The organism is Shewanella sp. Arc9-LZ, from assembly GCF_010092445.1.
Classification (GTDB): Bacteria; Pseudomonadota; Gammaproteobacteria; order Enterobacterales; family Shewanellaceae; genus Shewanella.
On record NZ_CP048031.1, the window covers coordinates 3,428,340 to 3,453,735 of the forward strand.

The following is a 25,396-nucleotide window of genomic DNA, read 5'->3' on the forward strand; positions in this document are numbered from 1 at the left end:
AATGGCAGACATAGATTACCAAGCTCAACATAAAAAACGCTTATCATGGATGCCATGGCTGTATTTTTCACTTAAACCAAAACATTTAACATGGGCAAAACCTTGGCAAGATGACATTCAACAACGGCTATGTCAGCTTGAAACCATTCATGTAGGTGAACAATGTTTTATTGCCCCACAAGCTCAGATTTTTGCCGAACCTGGTAGGGACATTATCATTGGCGATCAATGTATGATTGCCGCTGATGTGTTTATGCATGGCCCAATTGCCCTAGGCAATGAAGTGGCCATTAACCATGGCTGCAGCTTAGATGGGGGCCGTAACGGTATCAAAATTGGCAGCCAAACACGTATTGCTAACAACGTCACGATTTATGCTTTTAACCATGGTATGTCACCCAGCGCACCCATTTATAAACAACCCGCGACATCAAAAGGTGTAGTGATAGGCCAGGATGTATGGATTGGCGCTCAGGCAGGCATTGTTGACGGTGTCACCATTGGGGATTGTGCGGTGATTGGCATGGGCTGCATTGTTACAAAAGATGTACCCGATTTTGCCATTGTTGCTGGAAATCCTGCCCGAGTTATTGGCGACCGACGCGATAAATAACCTCAGATACGTTGAATAGATAGGGTTATTCAATAAAGACAAATTAGTGGCAACTCATCGATATCAAACTTGCCATTGTTGTTGCTATCTAAGCACATTGACGCGACTATTGTGTTCTTATAACAAGTCAATACAACACTGGATAGAGGGATAGAAAGCTATTTAATATGCATTTATTATCCCGATGTGAAGTTTAATTACGGTCACTTGCGGTTAAAGTATAACAAAGGCTACTTTTGAGTCGAATTAGCAGGTGACATCATTGTTGCAGGTGCTAAAATGATGCTAATTCATAGCAACTATTTTGGACATTGGGAATGCGAGTTAGCAAGTACCTGCTTTCAACACAAAAAGAAACCCCTGCTAATGCAGAGGTGATTAGTCATCAGTTAATGTTACGTGCCGGTATGATCCGTCGTAATGCTTCAGGTCTCTACACTTGGCTTCCATCAGGTTTACGTGTTTTACGTAAAGTTGAAGCCATTGTTCGTGAAGAAATGAATAAAACAGGCGCTATCGAAATATTAATGCCGTTAGTTCAGCCTGCTGATTTATGGGTTGAAACGGGCCGTTGGGACAAGTTTGGTCCTGAATTATTACGTTTCCAAGACCGTAATAATCGTGACTTCGTATTGGGGCCAACCCATGAAGAAGTGATCACCGATTTAGTCCGTAAAGAATTAAGTTCTTACAAGCAACTGCCGTTAACACTTTACCAAGTACAAACTAAGTTCCGTGATGAAGTTCGTCCCCGCTTTGGTGTGATGCGCGCGCGTGAATTCTTGATGAAAGATGCCTATTCTTTCCATTTAGATCAAGAAACCATGGATAACACTTACCACGCTATGCATACCGCATACAGCAATATTCTGACTCGTATGGGATTATCATTCCGTCCTGTACTGGCTGATACTGGTTCTATCGGTGGTAGCATGTCGCATGAATTCCATGTACTGGCTAACAGTGGTGAAGACTTAATCGCTTATTCAACGGGTAGCGATTATGCCGCTAACATTGAAAAAGCCGAATCACCAATGCCAACCGACACTCTTGCCACGCCGACTGAAGCAATGACGTTAGTGGATACGCCTAACGCCAAAACGATTGCTGAGTTAGTTGAGCAATTTGGTTTAGTCATCACTAAAACGGTTAAAACCTTAATCGTAAAAGGTGCTACTGACGAAGCGCCATTAGTTGCCTTAGTTATCCGTGGCGATCACGAACTTAACGAAATTAAAGCCGACAAACTTGAATTAGTCGCATCTCCATTTGAATTTGCTTCAGAAGCAGAAATTCGTGCAGCAGTGGGTGCAGGTCCTGGTTCTATAGGACCTGTTGGCTTAACGATGCCAATTATTGTTGATCATAGTGTGACTGTGATGAGCGATTTTGCCGCGGGTGCCAACACTGAAGCTAAGCATTATTTTGGTATTAACTGGGAGCGCGATTTGCCTCTAGCGACTGCTGCGGATATCCGTAATGTGGTCGAAGGTGAACCAACGCCTGATGGCTTAGGTACGTATGCCATGGCTCGTGGTATTGAAGTCGGCCATATCTTCCAGTTGGGAACAAGTTATTCTAAATCAATGAATGCCACCGTGTTAGACGAAAACGGTAAAGCCCAAGTGTTATTGATGGGTTGTTACGGCGTAGGTGTGAGTCGTATTGTGGCTGCTGCTATTGAGCAAAACAACGATGACCGTGGCATTACCTGGCCTGAAGCGATTGCACCGTTTACTGTAGGCATTTTGCCAATGAATATGCATAAGTCACATCGTGTAGCTGACATTGCCGAAAAACTTTACCAAGACCTGGCTGATGCTGGTGTTGAAGTATTGATGGATGATCGTAAAGAGCGTCCTGGGGTTATGTTTGCCGACATGGAACTCATTGGCTTACCGCATGTTGTGGTGATTGGCGATCGCAATATTGATGCGGGTGTATTTGAATATAAAAACCGTCGTACGGGTGAGAAACAAGATATTCCATTCGATGAGATTGTGGCGTTTTTAACAAATGCAGCTAAAGGCTAGTTATTAACAATATAACCTGTTAAAAACGCACTTTAGGGTGCGTTTTTTTATCGCTGCAAAACACTTTTATGTAATATTTTTGATATAAATATCGATTTCAAGGCCTTGATTCAACTCTGAAATAATCTCAAGCCTACCGCCTAATTTTTGCGTTACTAGATTATACACAATAGACATGCCTAACCCTGTGCCACCAATATTGCGTGCGGTAGTAAAAAAAGGTTCAAATATTCTCCGCTTTACTTCAGGGCTCAAACCTTTGCCATTATCTTTGTAAAACATCTTTATTTCATCACCACAATAATTAGCGCCTAATATAATTCGCTTTTGTCCTACATAATCGGCAGGAAATGCATGCCGAAAGCAATTGGACACCAGATTAGTAAAGATTTGTGCAATAGCACCAGGATAAGATTCAACAACCAAGTCGGGTTCTAATTGAATATCAAGTTCGATACCTTGCTTACGGGTTAATGGCCTAAGAGGGGAAGATATTTGTTCCAAATATTCAGTTAAATTAACCTGCTCTTTTTCTAAAATAAGCTGGTCAGCGGCGGTGCGTTTAAAGTTATGAACTAACTCAGCGGCACGCGATAAATTGCGTTCAATTAAATGTAATCCGTCAGTAAGTGTATGGATAAACTCTTCAAAGTCTTGTTGTTCTAATTCACCCGCAGCGAACAAAGTTTTGAGTTTAGTTAACTCATCGATGCAGTGGCTTGTTGATGTCACTGAAATACCTAATGGAGTATTAACTTCATGTGCAACACCAGCAACAAGATTACCTAAGGCGGCAAGCTTTTCGCTCTCTATTAAACTGGTTTGCGTTACTTGTAGATTATTAATCGCATTTTTTAACTCTGCGGTTCGCTTTTCAACTTCTGCTTCTAAGGCTAAATTATTCAATTCAAGTTCATTTTGGTAAGCCTTGACCTTTTTAGCGTTAACAGCTCTACCATACAAATCAGCCAAAGAGCTCACAAATGATTGCTCATCACGGCTCCAATGCCGAACGCCTCCCTTATGCTCACAACAGATAATGCCGATCATTTTACCAGCATGCCTTATTGGGCTGTCTAACATGGCTGTGATTGCATTGGGACGTAAATAAATCTCTTTAAATTCACAGGTTGCTGGATCTGTCATAGCATCACTGGCAGCAATCGTTCTTTCTGTATCGAGAGCGCGAAAATACCCCGGAAACGCTAAGCGAGTTAGCGTGATATTATTTTGTTTAGTTTGATTATCAACTAATAAAAAACAACCGATTGATTGATTATCTTCTGTTAACAACCATATACTTGCCCTGTCGATATCGAGTCCGCGACAAACTGAATCGATAATCAATTTTGAAGCCGAATCTAAGTCTCCAGTATCAATTAATTCAGACCGGCTGACAGCCAGTAATACTTGATCTAAATTCTGATTCATAATAGATAACTTAATGTGTGCTTTGCGCAGGTTCATCTGGCATTTGTTGCTGGATCTCTACAAACTTATCAAGCAAGGTTAAACTGGCATCACACATCAAAGGATCAAATTGCTTACCTGACTGCTCAATTAAATAATCTCTTACTTTTTCAGCGGACCAGGCGTCTTTATAACTGCGTTTTGACAACAGTGCATCAATTACATCCACGATAGCCATAATGCGACCTTCAATCGGTATCGCATCAGCAACTAACCCACGAGGATAACCATTACCGTCCCATCGTTCATGATGTGTATAGGCAATACGAGCGCCCATTTTGGCTATGATACGATTTGATGCCGCAAGTAAGGTGTAGCCCTTTTCTGCATGGGTTTTCATGATTTCCCACTCACTATCGGTCAACTTACCGGGTTTATGTAAAATACTTTCAGGAATACCAATTTTACCCACATCATGTAAAGGGGCGGCATAGCGCATGGTTTCAACAAAATCATCGCTCATACCAATATGGTTAGCCAGCATTTCACTCATCACTGCCACACGCCTAACATGAGCACCGGTTTCTTTACTGCGCTGTTCAATCGCATCACCAATAATTAGGATCAGTTCACGTTGCGTTTGTTGGACATTTTCTTTGCTTGAAAGGTTTTCAAAGGTCAAACTAACATTGGCAGCAAATAATTCAAGGATCCTGACCTGCAAAGGCGTTAATGCGGTGTCGTGTTGGAGGTATAAAATACTGGTAACATCGTGGCCAAACTTATAAAAGCCTACATAAATATTATCGTGAACTATCGACTTCTCTAAACTAATGGCTTCAATAATATACTCTTTCACTTCACCCGGTAGTGATTCGACATTTTCTATTTCACGGTAACTCACCATATCCCCAGTCGCGGCTAATAGGTTCATATGAGTATCTTGGTAGAGATCTTCACGAAAACTGGTTAAATAAAGCGCTGAGCTATTCAAATTAAGTAATTGCAATGTTTGTTCAAGAACAGCACTGCCAAAATGATGCAGTGTATTGCTTAGTAGCACAGAAGAAGAAGCTTGGATGACTTTCTCCATCCCACGTTGACTTAGTTCAATTGTTTTAATATCTCGATACGAGCGCAAGGAAGCATAAACACACGATTTAAGTTTGGTAGCGGTTAATTCTGTTTTTGCTTTGTAGTCATTAATATCAAACTCTCTGATCACCCTTTCCTCAGGAGCGCTGCCCGGCTGACCAGTGCGAAGAATAATCCTTGTACTGTGATTATTTAACTCACCTCGAATACGTTCAACTAAATCCAGCCCCGCGTGATCGTTTTCCATCACAACATCGATAAATGCGAGCGCGATATCAGGCTCATCGCGTAGTAAAATGAATCCATCTTCAGCGCTAAAACTTGAATAAAAAGCGAGTTTCCTACCTTCCAACTCAAAATGACTTAATGCAAATTTAGTCACATCATGTATGCCTGGTTCATCATCAATGATGGCAATTTTCCAGGGAGAAAGTTGCTTTGCTTTATGTGCTGCATCGTTATCAACCGATACTTCTGATGTTGTCTTAAACAGAGCCACATGCCATCCTTAAATTGGTATAATCAATTGAGTATTCGTTAACAAAATCAACATCAACATCAACAATCTATGATGAACTATTTACATTAGTTTTATCATGAAGACTAAATAACCATACGAGTAAAAGATTACTTTAGATCTTATTATCAATCTCGATATGGTGTTGCAAATGAGTGATCGTAATCATGTTCAACTTTTCATCTCAAAGTATTAACCTCGATAATAGATATAGTGAAGATAAAGGATAGACAATAAATAGCATAGTCGACTTATTGGTAACTGGTGTAGAACACAAAAAGAATTCATACTAGAATCAAACAAACTTAACCGATTAAAGGACCGATATTGCCAGTATCAACAGCATTAGTACTTGGAGGTGGTGGGGCAAGGGCTGCTTATCAAATTGGCGTATTAAAAGCGTTAGTGCAGTTTTACCCACGCAACCATAATGTTCCATTTGATATTATTTGTGGTACATCTGCAGGAGCCATTAATGCAATATCGATAGCGACCCACGCATCTTGTTTCCATTTGGCCATAAAAAAACTGGACTGGGTGTGGCGTCATTTTGAAACCCATAAAGTCTATCGCACTTCGATCCCTCAAGTGTTGAGACATTTGGGACGAATGGCAATTAAAGGTCTACAAGATGACAAAGTCAATACTGATGCTGGCAGCCTACTGGATAATCAACCATTACGAGAGTTGCTGAATAACCTTATCGATTTTAAAAGAATTGATCGTAATATTGGTAATGATGCACTCAAAGCTATCAGTATCGACTCATCATGCTACAACAATTCACGTTCATATACTTTCTATCAAGGTAACGAACACATTGATGATTGGCAACGTGCTAGACGAGTTGGTATTCGCAGTTTATTAAATACTGAGCACTTACTTGCAAGCTCAGCAATTCCAATGGTATTCCCATCAATTAAACTTAATCAAGCCTATTATGGTGATGGGTCCGTCCATCAATTATCGCCACTATCAAGCCCTATCCACCTAGGTGCTAGTAAAATATTTGTGATTAATTTAGACAGTCCACACAAACACTTTCCCATCGAGTTTGAATATCACCCTAAAACAGCAACAATCGCCGGACATTTATTAGATACCATTTTCTCGGACACATTGAACAGCGACTTAGAGCGTCTGCAACGGGTCAACAGCACCTTATCAATGATATCCCCACAAGACCGTGAAACCTTGAACTTGCGTCATATTGATACTTTAGTGATAAAACCTAGTCAAGATTTAAGCCGAATTGCAGAACGGTTCTATGATGATATGCCTTTTGCAATCAGAACTTTATTGAAATTATTTGGTATTAACAGACAGTCTGACTCGAGTATTGTGTCGTATTTATTATTCGAAAAAAGCTATACCACCACCTTGATTGATTTAGGTTATCAAGATGCAATGGATAGAATTGATGAAATAAAACAATTTTTCGATATACAGACTAAAGTTTAACCGTTAATACTCAAAATCTATGATATACCTATATATTAACATCAAGAATTAACATCGGGATTAATTGATGATAAAAGCGCGAGTGCGCTTTGGTTATCTATATTAAAGTCATCCTCGTCATACTGGTTTAGCTTGAGTCAAATAGACATGTTTTACATAGTCACGTTTATAAAAGTGAATATTATTTTAAATTGTTGATCATTCACTTGAGACACATAAAACCAGAACTGCCGAGCGTCACATTCGTAACAATTTTGTATCTAAAAGGATTTTAGATGAAAAATTTATGGTTAGTGATTATATTAACAATCGTCGGCTGCGGCCAACAAGACACCTCGACTATAGATACAACTTCAAGTAGTCAAAACACTTTGCAATGGCAAGGTGTGTATCATGGTGTATTCCCATGCCCGAGTTGCGATGGAATGGATACCACTCTTGAACTAACCCAACCGAACCAATATACCATCCACACTATTCGTCTAGGCACTGATCCCAATCCTTATCGTGGCAGCGGAACATTTAAGTGGGATAAAAGTGGTAACATTATCATTTTAGATCGTGGACATATTTATCAAGTCTATTCCGATCACTTATATTTGTTAGATGTAAAATTTAGGCGAATTACAGGCCCAGACGCAGAGCGATATAGAGTCGATAAAATCGAAGGACTAGGTCAGCAAATCAGAATAAACTAACAATGAAGTATGACTCTTATAATCAAAGTACTGAAAGCTTTTTAATAACTCTTCGGAGCACAATTAAATAGATATTCATTGCTCATTAGACTGCCGTTGACGACTTTGCACTTTTTCTGTGGAAACTGTGTTCACAAAAACAATGGTCAGCTATTTACCATTGGAGTAATACAGGTAAGTGTACTTGGTATGAGTTTGCTCAAGAGATCAAAACACAAGGAATAGCGTTAGGCTTATTACCTCAATCAATTTATTTGCAGCCTATAACATCAGAACCATATGCATCTATCGTTAATAGGCCCACTTTCAGTGTGTTAGACACCCGCTTATCGCACTCAATCTCCATGCCCAAACCTTGGCAACAACAATTAGCTCAATGCCTTAATGAATTGGTGCTTAGTAAAGTTTAATTATTTAAAGTAAAAAATGAATTGTCATATCAGTGTCATTTTTACGTGCAATAATTTTTACCATCAAGGATGAAATATTTCGCTTTAGCTTGTCATTAACTTTAGGTAAAAAGAGGCTGTACCAACAGAGGTACAGTTATCTGGAATGTTGAAAATGTCACACTCATTTGAATTTGATGAAGATGATGCGCCATGGGGCGATAACATCAAGGGAAAACCAAAATCGAAAAAAGTAAAACAGCGTCGCCGAGATACTAAGCGCCGTTACTTTGACGATAATGCAGAAATGGAGTTCGCGCCTGCTAAGTGGAAATAATTTAACAGAATTTTCTCATCAAGTTTAAAAAGCAAGTTGCCTGCAACTTGCTTTTTTGTTGAAAAAAATGGCCTTGAGAAACTCAAGACCATTTAAGTAAAGCGTTGGCAATATTGAATCAGTGTATTTCGATGTCTCTGAAATTGACCTTTTACAGATAAAATATGGTGGCTAACCCCAAAAAAGTAAAAAAACCTACAACGTCAGTCACTGTGGTCAGAATAACCGAACCAGATAAAGCTGCGTCTTGATTAAAGCGCTGTAAAATCATCGGCACCATCACACCAGCAATCGCAGCAACAGCCATATTAACTAAAATAGCACAGGCAATAACGACGCCCATTATCGTATCGTTAAACCACCATCCGGCAATAATACCGATGACAATCGACCACAACATGCCATTTAGCGCACCGATACCGAGTTCGTTTTTCATCAACGACATCACGTTACCAGCAGAAATCTGACCCATTGCCATACCGCGGATCATTAACGTTAACGACTGGCTACCTGCAATGCCACCCATTGAAGCCACAATTGGCATCAATACCGCTAACGCGACCACTTGCGACAATACATTTTCGAATAATCCAATAGTAGCAGATGCTAAAAATGCCGTGAGTAAGTTTATCCCTAGCCACACGGCACGACGCTTTGCACCCACCACTATCGGGGCGAATAAATCGTCGTGTTCATCCATACCAGCAGTTGCCATTAATTGTGCTTCGTAATGTTCACGCACTAATGCTGTAGCAGTTCGCAGTGTCATTCGCCCAATTAATATACCATCTTCATCGACAACCGGTAATTCAAGTTCGCGACTATGCTCAATGGCTTCGGCTGCTTCGATTAAAGATGAATCGGCAGAGATAACTCGGCTGTCATCCCATTTTAACGCCTGCAATTGAGTATCAAGATCCGCAGTTCTGAAAACGTCATAACGACGCACTGTACCTAAATATTTATCGTTTTTATCTACTAAAAATAGATGGTCATTACAATCTAAGTCAATTCGGCGAAAAAAGCGTTGTCCTTGCGCGACGGTAGAGGTAAGACTTAATGCCAACATCTGGTGATCAGCATAACGACCGATTTCATTTTCAGAATATTGATCATACAGTTCGAAGTGCTTACGTTGACGTTCACCCATCTGTGCTAATGCACGATCGGTAATGTTGTCAGGTAATGAATCACTCCATTCAATAAGGTCTTCGGGACTTAATTGAGAAAAGAGTAAGTCTAGTTCCTCATCTGGCATTTTCTTAACAATGCCTAAACGAGGATCGGCGCGCATTAAGTTTAGAACGTCTACACGCTCTTCAACATCGACTTGCTGCCAACGTTCATAACGTTCATCAAGTGGTAACGATTCTAATAATAAAGCAATTGTGCCTGGTTCTGCTTCAGTCAAGATTTCACTGAACATTTCGGCCTGTTCATCGCCTTCTGCTTCAGTTAACAAATGAACCACTTGACTGACATCAGCCTGTGGTTGTGAACTGGTGTCGATTTCATCTTCAGAACTAAGTTCGTTCTTTAATTCACTCATCAGCCCGCCCTTAATTCTTGATAGTAAAATATGCGCAACTATATTGAAATTGGTATTGATAAGCAAACAGATAAATTAGGTTGTCAACAACTTAATTGCCAGCTAAGCATTTTCACATTATAGTTTATCTTTCATATAAAGGAGCATCACATGACCACAGCTATTTACCCTATTTCCGTAAAAGACATTCAAGGCAATGATGTTGTTATGGAGATTTTTAAAGATCACGTTTTGCTTATTGTTAATACAGCAAGTAAATGTGGCTTCACCCCACAATACAAAGCACTTGAAGCACTATATCAACAGTATAAAGATCGCGGTTTAGTTATTTTAGGCTTTCCTTGCAATCAATTCGGCAAGCAAGAACAAGGCAATGAAGATGAGATCAGCCAATTTTGCGAACTAAACTTTGGCGTGACATTCCCATTATTTAGTAAAATTGAAGTCAATGGCAGTAACAGCCATCCGTTATATCAACATCTTAAAAAGTCTGCCAAAGGTCTTTTAGGTAGTGAGTCGATAAAATGGAACTTCACTAAGTTTTTAGTCGATAAACAAGGAAACGTGATTGAACGGTATGCACCAACAACAAAACCAGAAGACCTTAACGCTGTCATTGAAAAACTGCTTAGATAGCCATAGCCTCTATCGTGTAATCGAAGGCCGATAATCAATGAGAATGGCTTTGGGTGATTGATGTCATGATAATCACCCTGCTTTTGCTCACGGCTTAGTCAGTTCCTGGTAAGTGAACATCTAAAGTCTGCCATATTTTCATTTAACGATATTTTCGAATAGAAGTACTCAAACAATGAAAAACCGTTAGAAAAAGTAAACTCTTAAGCCACTGAAAAATAATCAGTATAAAATTAATCTCACTATTTTGATAAAAGAATTCATTTATATTGAACTTTTAAACCATTAGGCACTCCAACTTAGTAACAGTGATATTCACTTTTGTTCATCATCTCCCTGGGACTTCTAGCGCGGTCCCCTTGATCGCTAAGTCGATCGATAGGCAGTCATTTGATTGCCTTTTTTTATGTCTGTTGATTGTACAACGCAACTAGAATGCGTTGCATGGTCTAGCTTAGGTCTACCCTAGTGATGTGTTTTCTATATAGGGAAGCTCATCAACATAAGATCATAACCAGCTAACTTCACCGCATTGGCTTGCACGCTACACACAGCAATGTGTCAATGCGCCCTATGATCGTAAATAGGCAAGTAGCGTAAATAGGCAAAGCAATATTAGCCAAGTTTGATATTACCAACATGAAATAAAACCATTCTCATCGATTTATCCCAGCTATTATTAAGAGATGGGGGCTAACTAGCACTGCGCATGTTTATCACTACACCTAAATAGGTGATGTCGTTTAACTCACAGTAATTAAGCTAATGAGTTTCGCTAAGTCGATTTCGATATTGGGTAACCTGGTCTGGGAGCTTGAAAATAATTTTGTAAAACCCGTTTTTAGGCTCTCGAGACAGCAGATGTTATGCCACGATAAACGTCATTTACATAGAACCACGTGCAACTACCAATGATGAGTAAAACCCACTGATTATCTATTTTTAAATTTTTTCATTATTTAATGAACTATTCTAAAGAGCACTAGTCAGACTATATGTAACAAGTAAGAACATGTACTCGCTAAGCGTCTTCCTCCAACGTTTTAGTGTGTATCCAAAGGTTTGATTACTGACTTTTGTATTTGCTTGTCGCGACAGTTTTATGTTCATCATCATCCCTATTTGGGGAGTATTAACACGCTAGCGCACTGTTAATCACGACCCACAAAGAACGACTTAGGCAACCAAATTGGTTGCCATTTTTTTAGGTTAATTTTGTGTTTTACACAAATAAAACCAAAAATAGCATCATCATCGATATTTACCTCAACCATATACAGAACCAATAGCTTACTTGAGTACACCTCAGAGCTATAATACCAATCTCATTAAATATCTGATCAGTTCAGAGTCTCTAAGGTTTTTTAATTCAAGGCGCATTGATGTAGAAATGGCTGTTCCCTTTTAAATCGATGCAACACAGAAGTGGAATACCTGAGAGACTCCTTTCTGGCGGGTTTCAAAGTACTTTATGCTTCGTTAGATGTTTTCAAAATAGAATAACTATTCGCTTCAATCATCTGCCTTGCCTACAGCACTTTTAACTCCCGCTGAAAGATCACATATTTAATAGGATTGGTATAACTAGCATAGTGATCAATAAGCACTTAATTATAAAGACTTTGATTAACTATAATATCGAGTTTCGGTTCATTTAAATGCCATTTTTAGCTCTTAAAAACCTAATAAATCCTTCGAAAAACCAGCTAAGAAAGCAAAAAACCTTGCTCTCACAAAATAAATGTAAAAAAATTATTTTTATTGTGAACTTTCCTAATTACGCTCGGTCTTATTTATTGTACGAAGAAGATGTAGTTTGAAGTAAGTGCAGCATAATGAGTTAACCTCCTCTCCCGGAGTTAATTGATGACACTGCTTAGTGATTTATCCTACTTACCTTAAGCTTCAGTTAGGATTGAGTTACTGCTACACCGTTTTAATGTTTATTGTTCATCATCATCCCTATTTGGGGAGTATTAACACGCTAGCGCACCGTTAATCACGACCCACAAAGAACGACTTAGGCAACCAAATTGGTTGCCCTTTTTTTAGGTTCATTTTGTGCTACACATAAATAAAACCAAAAAGCCTCACCATCGATATTTGCCTCGGTCATATGCGTAACCCATCACTTACCTGAATTTACCTCAGAATCAGAATAAACAACTGATTAAAAAGCATTTATAAAAACAAAAAATCAAGTTTAGGTTAACTCTAATGCTATTTTTAATTAAAAAAACGAAACCTTTTCTAGGGAATATCGACCATATAGATCAAAAAAAATTACTCTCACAAAATAAATTAAAAAAATTCATTTTCTTTGTGAACTTTCCTGATATCACCCGGTCTTATTTATTGTACGAACAAGTATGTAATGATTAAAATGTAGTTTGAAGTAAGTGCAGTATGATGAGTTAGCCTTCTCCCCCGGAGTTAATTGATGACACTGCTTAGTGATTTATCCTGCTTACCTCAAACTTCAGTTAGGATTGAGTTACTGCTACACCGTTTTAATGTTTATTGTTCATCATCATCCCTATTTGGGGAGTATTAACACGCTAGCGCACCGTTAATCGCCCCCCACAAAGAACGACTTAGGCAACCAAATTGGTTGCCCTTTTTTTTAGGTTCATTTTGTGCTTTACATAAATAAAACCCAAATGCCTCACCATCGATATTTGCCGCGGTCATATGCGTAACCCATTACTTACTTGAGTTCACCTCAGAATAAAAAACTTAAGTGCCTAATTACGATAGCTTTAATAATCTATATTATCGAATCTAGGTTAACTCTAACGCTATTTTTAATTAAAAAAACGTATCCTTTCCCCAAAAATATCGACCAAAGGGTTCAAAAAAGTGACTATCACAAAAATAAATTAAAAAACTTCATTTTCTTTGTGAACTTTCCTGATATCACCCGGTCTTATTTATTGTACGAACAAGTATGTAATGATTAAAATGTAGTTTGAAGTAAGTGCAGTATGATGAGTTAGCCTTCTCCCCCGGAGTTAATTGATGACACTGCTTAGTGAGTTATCCTACTTACCTCAAACTTCAGTTAGGATTGAGTTACTGCTACACCGTTTTAATGTTCATCATCATCCCCATTGGGAAGTATTAACACGCTAGCGCACCGTTAATGACAACCCGGAAAGAGTTATTTTGGCAGCCAATATGGCTGCCATTTTTTTGTCTTTTTTTGATGTAAAAGGTCATAACATTTTCTTGTTAAAAATTGAGTAAATTATCTAACTGAATTTGCAATGAAGGATGATAACCAGCACGAGCTTTTGTATAGATTTCAGCTAATTCTTGTTGATAGCCTGCTATTTGTAATTCAACAAACAAAGGTCTAACAAATTTACCTCTGCCGATGCGGCATAAATAATCACTTAATGCTGGTAATACAGGATCATAGTGATTACGGATGACAACGCGATACCAATCACACGCTATTTCGGCATTGGGACTGTTTGTTAATGTAAAAGTATCATCTAAATCTAATAACGTGGCTTGGCTTACCATTAACGGTAATTGAGTCAGAAAATACTGCCAGTGATGAACTCGCCACTCACTCACCAACAACTCACTTGCTGAAGCGCCTTTGACAATAGCTTCCACAGCCAAGTCAACTTTATCCAAGCTGCTTGATGTAGGGCCTTTAAACCATAGTGGTAATCCTTGCCCGTATACCCATTCATTGAGTTCTGCCAGGGTTAATTTATCGTGATGTTCCACCAGCAATGTCTGTTTTACATAATCAATGAATGTTTCGGTAGTAATCGCGCGAAACGAAAAATGCTCAACATACTGGGATAGAAAGCTATCGAATGCAGGCCGGCCTAATCGGCTTTCAAGTTCATGAACAAACATCGATGCTTTATCGTAGGTAAACCGATTAAATGCCAGATTAGGATCTTGGTCTTGGACATTGGCGGGTAGAGTTTGGTTGACTAAGGGAGTAGATTCCATTTCCTCTTGCAAACGTCCGTACTCGATAACCCATTCGAGTTCTGCCTGCTCTTTACCATAAATAGCTTCAACAATACGATTGGTAAAGTAAGTGGTAAATCCTTCGTTAAGCCATAAATCTCGCCAAGTCGCATTACTGACTAAATTACCTGTCCATGAATGGGCTAATTCATGAGCAACCGTGGACACAAGACTTTTATCCCCAGCAATTAGCGTGGGAGTCATAAATGCCAGCATAGGATTTTCCATACCACCAAAAGGGAAACTCGGTGGCAAAACAATCATGTCATAACGCCCCCAAGCATAAGGCCCTAGTATGGACTCTGCCATTAAGATCATTGATTCAGTATCTTCAAATTCTTTAACTGCAGCAGCAAGCATACCGGGTTCAGTATAAATACCACTTCGAGGCCCAGTGGCTTGGAAGCTTAACTCTCCAACAGCAATGGCTAATAAATGTGTTGGAATGGGTTTGCTCATGCAAAAGGTAAACACACCATTATCTGGCAATTCAGGGTTATTTTCAGCACTCATTACCACGCGTAAACCTTGCGGAGCGGTAACTGTCGCATTAAAGGTTATGCGTGCTTTTGGGGTATCTTGTAAAGGTATCCAGCTACGAGCATTAATGGGTTGCGATTGGCTGAACAGGTAAGGCAATTGTTTGCCTAAGGTTTGTTCCGGAGTAAGCCATTGAAGCCCCTGGGCAGTTGTTGATGTACGATAATGGATGACCACCTCAGTTAATCGTTCACCCACATCAATAACCAGCTTTTGACCCAATATGGCATTCACATCACTCACATAATATGACAACACATTAGCGTCGCTGTCGGTGATACCTTCTATGATCAAGTCTCGGCAATCTAGCACTAATGAAAGTGCAGCCATTTTTCGGGTAAACTGCAACCGGGCAACGCCATTGAGTTGCTGCAAGTCAAAATTAACCACAATATTAAGTTCAAGATGATGCACGCATAAAGCATCAGTATTGGCACTTGAATGGTAATCGTGTTGTTCGTTCCATTTTGCAGTCACAAAATATCCTTACAAAGGCAATAAAACATGAAATCTAGCAAAGATAATAGCATTAGCATCACCAAAAATATGCTGTAAAAAGCCGCATTAATACCGAGTCACTCAGAGTAACCACGCTTGTCAATTCAAGGCATATAGATTTATTAAGCAGCAAAGTTAGCTCTGCACTTCCAACTTTCGTTTTATGCTGCTTTGAACTTAATGGAGACTATCGATCAATACCTTCACATTTAATGTCTACCGCTACATTGATATCTGGATTTTCTACTCAAATTTATTTTAAATAAAAATAAGTACTTTTTTTGCATTCAAGGGAACTAACTGAAAAATGACTAGTCTGAATATATGAACCGAATTTGCATTACTTTATTAACAGCTAGTAGCGTTTTTTTGTTCATCATCATTCTCCTATTTGATAGTAGTAACAATCTATCGACAGTATTGCCCTTAGCAATAGCAGCAACCTCTTAGTTAGGTTGCTTTTTTTTATCTTTTTTTCAACGAAAAAAAACAAAAAAGGCCTCAAAGAGGCCTTTTTAAGTTTACGGAAAGTTCGCTAATTAAAGCTTGATACCTACTTTCTCTAAATCTTTAGTAATTACAGATGTTGGTAATGGAACATAACCATCTTTCTCAACAATTTGTTGACCTTGCTTAGACAATACGAAGCGTAAGAATTCACGATCCATTGGCGTTAGGTCTTTGTTAGGATGCTTGTTCACATAAACATATAAGTAACGTGAAAGTGGGTAAGTACCGTCGGCAGCATTCGCAGCTGTGGCTTCGATAAACTTATCACCCTTCTTAGAGATAGCGACCGCTTTTACACCAGCAGTTTTATAACCAATACCTGAATAACCAATGGCATTCAATGACTGTGATACAGACTGAACAACTGAAGCAGAACCTGGTTGCTCATTTACGTTTGGACGGAAATCGCCTTTACATAACGCTTTTTCTTTAAAGTAACCATAGGTACCAGACACTGAGTTACGACCGTAAAGCTGAACATCTTTTGCAGCCCAGTTACCATCTAAACCGGCATCACCCCAACGGTTAATTTCTTTACCGCCACACTTATGTGTAGAAGAAAAAATCGCATCAATTTGTTCAATGCTTAAGCCTGTTATAGGGTTATCTTTGTGTACGAATACAGCTAACGCATCGATTGCAACACGAACTGCCGTTGGCTGGTAGCCATAATGCTTTTCAAACGCTTCAACTTCATTAGGCTTCATCTTGCGGCTCATTGGGCCGAACTGAGAAGTTCCTTCAGTTAACGCTGGTGGCGCAGTAGAAGAACCTGCCGCTTGAATTTGGATATTAACGTTAGGGTAAATATGTTTGAACTCTTCAGCCCATAACGTCATCATATTTGCTAATGTATCAGAACCAACAGAAGACAAGTTACCAGAAACACCACTTGTTTTTTCGTATATTGGTAAAGTAGGGTCAATAGCAGCCATTGATGCTGCTGAGAATACGCCAGCGGCTGTAAGAGTAATCGCGCCGACAAGTTTGTTCAGTTTCATTTTAATGCTCCAGAATTAAGCGTACTAAGTTTTTAAAACGTAGTCAGTATCGACCTCATTGATGACAAGTCTATGACATTGACATGACAGTTGTGTGACACCAGCAGTAAAACTGTCTTATTTGATAAAACAAAAACAAAGCCAATGAATATCAATAACTTAATGGGTTAAGGTGATAAGAAATTATTTAGTACAATAGATAAACACCCACTAAACACATTACAAACAAGATAATTACGGCTTAAAATTATAGCAATAACGCTACATTATGACATTCATCATACCGGTTTAATTGATGCAATTTATGCAATACCAGCGATTGATTCAACGCCATCTCTCTAAGACTAATTACATTAGCACTCCTCAGCGGTTTTGAACTGATTAGCTCATTATCATTAGCCATTTGAACTGAGGAGCAGCAATAAAAAAACAGCACGTATGCTGTTTTTTAAGGATTGAAAATCTAGAGGCTAGCTATTGTCGAACTAACAAGTGCGCTGGAATAACAAAGCTGAAGATACTGCCTTTGCCATACTCACTTATCACCTTAAGCTCACTGTGATGATGGTTTAAAGCATGTTTTACAATCGCTAGCCCCAAACCACTGCCGCCAGTTTTACTTGAACGGGCATTATCTACTCGATAAAAGCGTTCAGTTAAGCGGTTAATATGTTGTGGAGCGATACCCACTCCGGTATCGGTCACCGAAAACAACGCTCCGGTTGCAACACTTTTCCAATTAACCGAAATCGTTCCACCAGGAGTGGTGTAACGTATTGCATTTGAAATCAAGTTGGAACAAGCACTGCGTAATTGCAATTCATTACCATGGGTATTCAAACCGGGTTCGCAATTAAACACTAATGTATAGTCGGTGCCAGCAAGAGCTTTGGCTTCTTCTTTAAGAATTTCCATCATCAATGACATATTGACCGTTTGCGATAAATCAATATCAACCGCGTCTTCAATGCGCGACAGTGCCAACAATTGCTCAACCATCGACTGCATCCGAGTCGTCTGTTGCTGCATCAATGATAGTGGTTTGTGATTAGGAGAGTCTGCATCTTCCATGGTTTGCATAATTTCTAAATACCCCTGTAATACTGTCAATGGGGTCTTAAGTTCATGGGAAACGTTGGCGACAAAATCTTTGCGCATACCCTCTAACTGATGAATTCGGGTGACATCTCGAGCGATTAACAGCAATTGTCGATCACCATAGCTCATTACTCGAATTTCAAGTAAACGCTTATCGGACACGGGAGAAGGGATTTCTAATGGTTCTTTGTATTGTGCTTTCTTTATATAAGTCGAAAAATCAGGATGGCGAATAAGGTTATCAATTCTCTGACCATTATCCTGAGGCCAAACAAAGCCTAAGATTAACTGAGCGAGCTTGTTACACCATAAAATATTATGTTCGGCATCAAGCACTACAGCCGCATCAGGCAAGGCCTCAGCGCCTTGACGAAAACGGGCTAACAACGTAGCTAACTGACCCACTCTTCGTCGATTCTTGCCCTGCAGGCGATATATTCCATTGAACACGCCCTCCCAACTTCCCCGCCCTTGTGGAGGCGTAAGCTTTTTATCTTTCCATAACCAGAAGTTTAAACGAGTAATTTGACGATAATGCCACACAAGTAATGCAATCGAGCCTAATAGCATAACGATAACAACTTGATTGAATAAAGCGCCGATAAGCATGAATAAAACAAGCAATATAGCTAACCGGAAAAATAAACGATATCCAGAGTACGAGATAAACATAGGCTACCTAAATACGAAAGTAACGCCGCCAACACATTCAGTGCCGTTACTGATTATTAGGGCTAACGAGGAACCACAAGATAGCCTAAATCGACTATTATGGCTAGACAGCGAAAAAAACAGTTTTTAAAAAGCTCTGCCTAGCATGGCAGAACTTTTCGAGCCGCCAATACGAATTACATTCTGGTTGAAAATCGATAACCAGCACCACGAACAGTTTGGATCAATTTATCATGTCCACCCTCTTCTACGGCTTTTCGTAAACGTCTGATGTGCACATCGACAGTTCGATCTTCAACATACACATTGGTGCCCCAAACGTTATCGAGTAACTGCTCTCGACTGTAGACTCGCTCAGGATGGGTCATAAAGAAATGCAATAAGCGAAACTCTGTCGGTCCCATATCGAGCACGGCGTCACCAACGGTCACTCTATGACTCACAGGGTCGAGTTGTAATCCTTGCACATCAATAGTTTCTTCTAGGCGCGTTGGTGCGCTTCTGCGCAAAACGGCTTTAATTCGTGCGACGAGCTCTTTAGGTGAAAAAGGTTTAGTTATATAGTCATCAGCGCCCACTTCAAGGCCTTTGACTTTATCTTCCTCTTCTCCACGAGCTGTCAGCATAATAATCGGGATCTGACGCGTAAATTCATCTTGCTTTAAACGTTTAGCTAATTGGATGCCACTACCACCAGGGAACATCCAATCCAATAAAATTAAGTCAGGGTATGGCTCTTTAAGCAACTCAATTGCTGAATCAAAATCTTCAGCTGCAGCTGTCGTAAAACCATGTTGATCCATCACAAATGTCAGCATCTCACGGATTGCTGATTCATCTTCTACTATTAATATCCTAGCTGTCATATTGGGTTTCTACGTTAATTTGCCACGAGACTATTATTGGACACTTTTGTTACAGATTTATGATCTAACAGCTGATTCTGGCATTAAATACGCCTTTCTGTCATAAAAAATTCATTGCTGTTAATGCCATGTAACAAAAAAAGGGCCTAAGCCCTTTTTAATTGATTGAAGATTTAACCATCACATGATGACTGGTTTAGAACTTATGTTCGATACCAATACCAACATAGCTATCATCTTGGTCATTTGAATCAAACGAGTTGGCTGTGTAGAAAGCAAATAGTTTAGTTGGTTTACCTAGCTTGTAGTCAGCACCTACAGACCATGAATCGCCTTTGTTTTCCATGTCGACATACTGAGCTTTTAGTGTCACATCATTGATGTCATAAGCTGTACTTAATAAGAAACCGTTATCTGTTACACCGCTATCTATTGCTTCTTGTTGCTGGTACATACCACCAATAACTAAACCAGCAACTTTACCTTGAACCGTTGCACGTGCAGTGTCATAACCTTTTACTTTTGAATCATAAGCAATCGCTGCATATATTGGTGTACTTTTAAGACCTGCATCACCGTACATTACAGCCATGCTCACACCATCTTCACCAGTTGTATTGTCACCAACAACTTGGTCTGAATCGCCAGATGCAACATACGTGACACCCGCTTGAAAATCACCAAACATAGGTGTGTAGTATGTCGCAGTTTGCGCCATACGGTTTTCACCTTTGAACATGTTTTTTACGTCACCAGATAAATCGTTAAACTGGTCAACTTTACCTTGAGATACTTTAAGGATAGTGTCGTTACGACCTACAGAAACGGCACCAAAGTTACCTTTTAAACCAACAAATTGGTTACGAGCTAAAAAGTTTTCTTTGTCATCATCACCGGTATTAACTTCGTATTCGATGGTGTAGAAAGCTTCTAATGATTTGCTTAACTCAAACTCACCGGTTACACCAAAACGTGATGCATTACTTTGAATAGTTGTTTCAGTTTCATCATTAACATCATTAGACTGTGCTGTAACATTTAATTTCCCATAAACTTGTAAAGGATCTGCCGCATAAGCACTTGATACTAAAGAGGCTGCCATTGCAGAGGCTAATAGAGTTTTACAAAAAACATTCATCATTTCATCCTTTCGACGCATATTTCGTCATGGTTATTCTGGGTTAGTTGTATCGGAACGAGCAGAATTTTGCCTTGCGAATGTTTCAGAAATATTGCAATGCTTGATTAAAAATGAATATTTGCCATACCGAACTAGATTATTGCGCAGTAGATCTAGCTACAGCGGTGGTTTCAAGGAGGTTTGGGGGAATGTGACAATTTGATGAATTCTGACCCTAGCGACGACAGCGGTGGTATTATTAGTGTTTTTTTGTAGGTTTACCGCTTTGCATCTATCCCGTAAACTGCAGTAACTTATTTTTCCTGTTAATTAATGAGAGCCTTCTATGTGGTTTAAAAATCTCACCCTGTACCGTTTCAACAAACCTTTTACGACAGATACCGAAACATTAGAAAATGCCTTAGCTGATTTCACTTTCTCTCCTTGTTCAAGCCAAGACATAAGCAAGTTTGGTTTTTCTAATGCCCTAGGCAAAAAAGGCCAGGCATTAGTCCATAGTGCCGAAAATCGCTATCTAATTTGCGTCACGAAAGAAGAAAAAATTCTCCCAGGCCAAGTAATCAAAGAAGCCTTAGATGAAAAAGTGGCAGAGATTGAAGAGTTAGAGAATCGGAAAGTCACTAAAAAAGAAAAAGACACCATTAAAGACGAAATCACCACAACATTATTGCCTCGTGCATTTTCTCGACGTAGCCAAACTCATGCACTCATCATGCCTGAGCTAGAAATGATTTTAGTTGATAGTTCTAGTGCGACTAAAGCGGAAGAGTTGTTGGCACTGCTTCGTAAAGCGATAGGTAGCTTACCGGTTATCCCGCTAAGTTATGCCACACCAATCGAATCAACGTTAACGCAATGGTTGCAAGCGGGTGAAGCACCGGCGCCATTTGAAATGCAAGATGAAGCCGAGCTTAAGTCAGACTCTGATGAAGGCGGTATCGTTCGCTTTAAACAACAAGTGCTTCAAGAAGATGAAGTGCTTGCCCATATTGCGACAGGTAAGCAAGTGCACAAATTGGCATTGCATTTTGGTCAGTCGATTGCTTTTTTAATGCAGTCTGATGCCAGTATTAAACGACTTAAGTTTTCTGAAGAGTTTAGAGCAGGTAGTGATGACGTTGGTACCGAAGATCCATTAGCACGTTTAGACGCTGACTTTGCCTTGATGGGCAGTGAATTAGTGGCTTTCGTCAACGCGGTAAATCAAGCATTTGGTCCTTTAGAGCAAAGCGTTTAATACCATAAGGGTATCCCATGAAACTTTACGGTAGCTTTACGTCTCCCTTTGTTCGGCATTGCCGAATAGCCTTATTGGAATCAACATTAGATTATCAATTTATTGAAACAGATCAGGCTAGCAGCGCAACGCTATCCCCTACAAAACGGGTTCCTTTTTTACACGATGGAGAGTTATCGTTAACGGATTCAAGCGCTATCTTGCGCTACATCCGTCATAAGTCATCAAAAACGTACCTTGATACCGTGGTAGAACTTGATCAGTTTTGCATGATCAACACTGCTCTAGACAGTTCAATTAACTTGTTTTTCTTGTCTCGTGATGGCGTTGATATTGAACGTTTTGATTACACAATCAGACAAGCACAACGCATTAACGCAACACTAGCTGAATTTGAAAAATTCGAACTACCGCTATACGGACCGTTTAATGATGTGCAATTGCGTTTAGGTTGTTATTTAAGTTGGGCGGTTTTCCGCCAACGGATTGATATCGAAGATTATCCAAAACTGAAAATATTTTTAGCCACAATAGAAAAAGAGCCATTTTTTATCGAAACAGCTCCTCCGGCGTAACCATCATACAAAAATGCCCTGTTCTCAGGGCATTTTATTTATCATAACGGCTCGCATCTCAATACTGAATGACATATTCAACCAAGCCACTTCAACATGCTCGTTTCAAAGCCCCGTAGGATAACTGAACAAGGCAGTGATTGAAGAGAATTAATATCACTATTCTTAGAGCGCTGCGCGGCTAGGACGCTACGCGGCTAGATTCTATAAAAGCAGACAGCACAGCGAAGCTGTCACAACCGCTTGAGGTAGCAAGCGGTGACGAGCGAAAGGGCGATAACAAGCCGCGAGACCGCTTTATCCGTGAGCGCAGCGTTCGCTTGTTATCGTTTCTGAAGCGTCACTTCTCCACATGCTGGATCCTGCATTTCAAGGTCGTTTGGGTATATGCAAATCAACATTTTAGTCAGTAGTATTAATCCACTCACCCTTGTCATCAAACGGCCATTCAACCCCCAACCATGCTTTATAAAACGCTTTCTGCGCATCAGTTACCTTATCTACGGATGCAATTGATAAGTCACCTTTGGGTTGTTCAGTCAGGAGTAAACTCACTTCTTTTAACCGCTCATCCCTGAATATGCTTAGTTTAATCGTATCACCAACATTAAAATCATTAAGACGTTTAGTTAAACCATCCGCGGTAACCTTTAAACCATTAACAGCAACAATTTCATCTCCGGCAGCAACACCAGCATTCCAAGCTGGGCCATTTTTTAGCACACTCGCAATAATTAAATCGTTATATAAGCCAGACAACATCATTCCGGCATCGACTTCTGTTTTAGGAGATGGACCATAAGTCGTGATCAAACCAGCATGTGCCAACAAGTCATCAAAAGATAAACTAAACGGTTGGTTTACATATTCAGCCCACCACGACTGGTAATCTTTACCAGAAAGATTTTTTAAAATAGATTGCACGTCCGCGACGTTATAACTTAATGGAATTTTATATTGTTGATAAAGCGCTTTATGGACATCTCTATATGAATGAGCAAGTTGCGTATCGCTTAGCAAACTAAAATCAAGTGCCATTGAAGCCAAGTAACCTTCAGAGTAAATATTCACACTGTGATTAACCGCATAATCGCCCCAAGTGCTACTCCACTGGCCTAAACTGGCTTCTGCGACAGATTGGACTTCACGACCTGGGTTATGTTGATTAAGCACAATACGTTGACTTAAATCGTCGAAAAACTCTTTGGCGGTTATCACTCCAGCGCGTAACAATAACTGATTTTGGAAATAACTGGTGGAGCCTTCAGCCATCCACAGTAAATCGGTCATATTTTCCGACTGGTAATCATACGGAACCAGCCCTTGAGGTCGGTAAGCTTTAACATTCCACGTATGAATAAACTCGTGCGAGGCGGTACTGATAAAGCGTAAATAATCTTCGCGTTCACGAAAATTAAATCGTGGTAATTGGATAATAGTAGAATTGAGATGCTCTGTTGCACCACGAGCACCGCTGGTTGCATGCACCATGTACACATATCGTTTAAATGGATAATCAGGCCAAATAGCCGATGCCTGACCACTGATTTTGGTGAGATCTGCTACAATTTTTTGAGTATCGTAATTACCTTCGCCCCAAAATACCACGTCGTAATCACGACCGTCAGCCTCAAAGCTGACATGTTGGTTTATGCCTGTTTCTATTGGCGAATCAACTAACACATCATAATTGGCCGCTTTAAATGAATGTGATGTGCTGCCTTTATCCATGCCAGAGTAACTTTTCCAACCTTCAGGAACTTCCATGTTGACCGTAACGGGTTGCTGACGAAATGCAGGGCTATACATAAATACACCACTGGCATCTAAAAAAGCATGGCTACTATCAATGTGACGTAAACGATCACCAAGCTCATTGGCATGTAATTGATATGTCACCTTCACCGATGTAGGTTTGGTTAAGGCGATTTGCCATTCGCCACTGGCAGTGCGTTTCCAAGGTAATGATTGTCCTTTACTGTCGGTCGCATTAAACAACCTTACGCCATCTGCAACGGGTAATACTTGATAACGACCTGTTCGCCATACCGGTAAATTGACCGTTAATACATCCGAATTGGTTTGAGGGAATGACACACTCACTTGGGCTAAATGGTGTGTGGGTTGGTTAATATCGATATGGTAATCGACATCTGCAAGTGCAGGCATTGCCCAACTCATCGAAAAAATAGCACTGCTGGTTAAAATTGCAAGAGAAGTAGGTTTCACTCTAGGTTCCTTCTGGTATGATTCTATTGTTTTTATTTTAAATTCCGAACAATTATAACGATCTAGACTCATTAACACAGTGGCAATTTGCAATTTAGTGGAAAACACCCGGTGAGAACATCTGACCCAGGTAAATTTATTTATTCATTCCACGTAAAAATGAAGTCAACGTTAACTAACACTATAAAAGGTATCTCTTACTATGCTGCGATGTTTTCCTCTGGTCATATTATGTTCGATACTATTAAGTTCAGTGGTTTCAGCAAGGGATATTGAGCAGCAAGAAATATTTTTC

Annotated in this window: 18 protein-coding genes and 1 pseudogene; 9 read left to right on the forward strand and 10 right to left on the reverse strand. The window is 39.7% G+C overall.

Annotation, left to right across the window (positions count from 1 at the left end; genetic code table 11):
- Window position 1: 1 nt before the first annotated feature.
- Window positions 2–613 carry a DapH/DapD/GlmU-related protein gene (locus GUY17_RS14700; protein WP_162023570.1) on the forward strand — a complete coding sequence of 204 codons (612 nt, stop codon included), beginning with the start codon at window positions 2–4 and terminating at the stop codon, window positions 611–613.
- 317 nt (window positions 614–930) lie between these two features.
- Window positions 931–2,646 (forward strand): proline--tRNA ligase, encoded by a 1,716-nt coding sequence (locus GUY17_RS14705; protein WP_162023571.1) that lies wholly within the window; start codon window positions 931–933, stop codon window positions 2,644–2,646.
- 66 nt (window positions 2,647–2,712) lie between these two features.
- On the opposite strand, the gene GUY17_RS14710 is transcribed toward GUY17_RS14705, so the two are convergent.
- Both GUY17_RS14710 and GUY17_RS14715 read right to left on the reverse strand, forming a co-directional pair.
- On the reverse strand, window positions 2,713–4,077 hold the full coding sequence (locus tag GUY17_RS14710; protein WP_162023572.1) for a sensor histidine kinase: 1,365 nt from the start codon (window positions 4,075–4,077) through the stop codon (window positions 2,713–2,715).
- 10 nt (window positions 4,078–4,087) lie between these two features.
- Window positions 4,088–5,650 (reverse strand): DUF3369 domain-containing protein, encoded by a 1,563-nt coding sequence (locus tag GUY17_RS14715; protein ID WP_162023573.1) that lies wholly within the window; start codon window positions 5,648–5,650, stop codon window positions 4,088–4,090.
- A gap of 345 nt (window positions 5,651–5,995) precedes the next feature.
- On the opposite strand from GUY17_RS14715, the gene GUY17_RS14720 reads away from it, so the two are divergent.
- From GUY17_RS14720 to GUY17_RS14735, 4 genes and pseudogenes are all read left to right on the forward strand, one after another.
- Complete coding sequence (locus GUY17_RS14720; protein WP_101086528.1) at window positions 5,996–7,129, forward strand: patatin-like phospholipase family protein; 1,134 nt, start codon at window positions 5,996–5,998, stop codon at window positions 7,127–7,129.
- A 275-nt stretch (window positions 7,130–7,404) separates the two neighbouring features.
- Window positions 7,405–7,827 carry a copper resistance protein NlpE gene (locus GUY17_RS14725; protein ID WP_162023574.1) on the forward strand — a complete coding sequence of 141 codons (423 nt, stop codon included), beginning with the start codon at window positions 7,405–7,407 and terminating at the stop codon, window positions 7,825–7,827.
- 101 nt (window positions 7,828–7,928) lie between these two features.
- Window positions 7,929–8,237, forward strand: a pseudogene (locus GUY17_RS21345) (sugar nucleotide-binding protein); the annotation flags it as partial.
- A gap of 154 nt (window positions 8,238–8,391) precedes the next feature.
- Window positions 8,392–8,553: a hypothetical protein gene (locus GUY17_RS14735; RefSeq protein WP_041413129.1), complete on the forward strand. Its 162-nt coding sequence runs from the start codon at window positions 8,392–8,394 to the stop codon at window positions 8,551–8,553.
- Window positions 8,554–8,704: 151 nt separating this feature from the next.
- On the opposite strand, the gene GUY17_RS14740 is transcribed toward GUY17_RS14735, so the two are convergent.
- Window positions 8,705–10,102: a magnesium transporter gene (locus tag GUY17_RS14740; protein ID WP_101086525.1), complete on the reverse strand. Its 1,398-nt coding sequence runs from the start codon at window positions 10,100–10,102 to the stop codon at window positions 8,705–8,707.
- A 150-nt stretch (window positions 10,103–10,252) separates the two neighbouring features.
- Between GUY17_RS14740 and GUY17_RS14745 the strand changes: the two genes are divergently transcribed.
- Window positions 10,253–10,738, forward strand: a complete 486-nt coding sequence (locus tag GUY17_RS14745) for a glutathione peroxidase (RefSeq protein WP_162023575.1) — start codon at window positions 10,253–10,255, stop codon at window positions 10,736–10,738.
- A gap of 2,550 nt (window positions 10,739–13,288) precedes the next feature.
- On the opposite strand, the gene GUY17_RS14750 is transcribed toward GUY17_RS14745, so the two are convergent.
- The 6 genes from GUY17_RS14750 to GUY17_RS14775 form a co-directional block, all read right to left on the reverse strand.
- Window positions 13,289–13,429: a hypothetical protein gene (locus GUY17_RS14750; RefSeq protein WP_162023576.1), complete on the reverse strand. Its 141-nt coding sequence runs from the start codon at window positions 13,427–13,429 to the stop codon at window positions 13,289–13,291.
- 540 nt (window positions 13,430–13,969) lie between these two features.
- Window positions 13,970–15,751: a M1 family metallopeptidase gene (locus tag GUY17_RS14755; RefSeq protein WP_162023577.1), complete on the reverse strand. Its 1,782-nt coding sequence runs from the start codon at window positions 15,749–15,751 to the stop codon at window positions 13,970–13,972.
- A 560-nt stretch (window positions 15,752–16,311) separates the two neighbouring features.
- The gene (locus tag GUY17_RS14760; RefSeq protein ID WP_101086502.1) at window positions 16,312–17,283 is read right to left on the reverse strand and encodes a PstS family phosphate ABC transporter substrate-binding protein; all 972 of its coding nucleotides are present in this window, start codon (window positions 17,281–17,283) and stop codon (window positions 16,312–16,314) included.
- 474 nt (window positions 17,284–17,757) lie between these two features.
- Window positions 17,758–19,053, reverse strand: coding sequence for a phosphate regulon sensor histidine kinase PhoR (gene phoR / locus GUY17_RS14765; protein WP_162023578.1), 1,296 nt, complete (start codon window positions 19,051–19,053; stop codon window positions 17,758–17,760).
- Between the two features lie 176 nt (window positions 19,054–19,229).
- Window positions 19,230–19,919, reverse strand: a complete 690-nt coding sequence (gene phoB, locus GUY17_RS14770) for a phosphate regulon transcriptional regulator PhoB (RefSeq protein ID WP_011638217.1) — start codon at window positions 19,917–19,919, stop codon at window positions 19,230–19,232.
- A gap of 196 nt (window positions 19,920–20,115) precedes the next feature.
- Complete coding sequence (locus GUY17_RS14775) at window positions 20,116–21,060, reverse strand: porin (protein ID WP_101086500.1); 945 nt, start codon at window positions 21,058–21,060, stop codon at window positions 20,116–20,118.
- Window positions 21,061–21,385: 325 nt separating this feature from the next.
- Between GUY17_RS14775 and rdgC the strand changes: the two genes are divergently transcribed.
- Together rdgC and GUY17_RS14785 are read left to right on the forward strand one after the other, a co-directional pair.
- Window positions 21,386–22,297 carry a recombination-associated protein RdgC gene (rdgC, locus tag GUY17_RS14780; RefSeq protein ID WP_101086499.1) on the forward strand — a complete coding sequence of 304 codons (912 nt, stop codon included), beginning with the start codon at window positions 21,386–21,388 and terminating at the stop codon, window positions 22,295–22,297.
- 17 nt (window positions 22,298–22,314) lie between these two features.
- Window positions 22,315–22,872 (forward strand): glutathione S-transferase family protein, encoded by a 558-nt coding sequence (locus GUY17_RS14785; protein WP_162023579.1) that lies wholly within the window; start codon window positions 22,315–22,317, stop codon window positions 22,870–22,872.
- 402 nt (window positions 22,873–23,274) lie between these two features.
- On the opposite strand, the gene GUY17_RS14790 is transcribed toward GUY17_RS14785, so the two are convergent.
- The gene (locus GUY17_RS14790; RefSeq protein ID WP_101086497.1) at window positions 23,275–25,101 is read right to left on the reverse strand and encodes a M61 family metallopeptidase; all 1,827 of its coding nucleotides are present in this window, start codon (window positions 25,099–25,101) and stop codon (window positions 23,275–23,277) included.
- Between the last annotated feature and the right edge of the window lie 295 nt (window positions 25,102–25,396).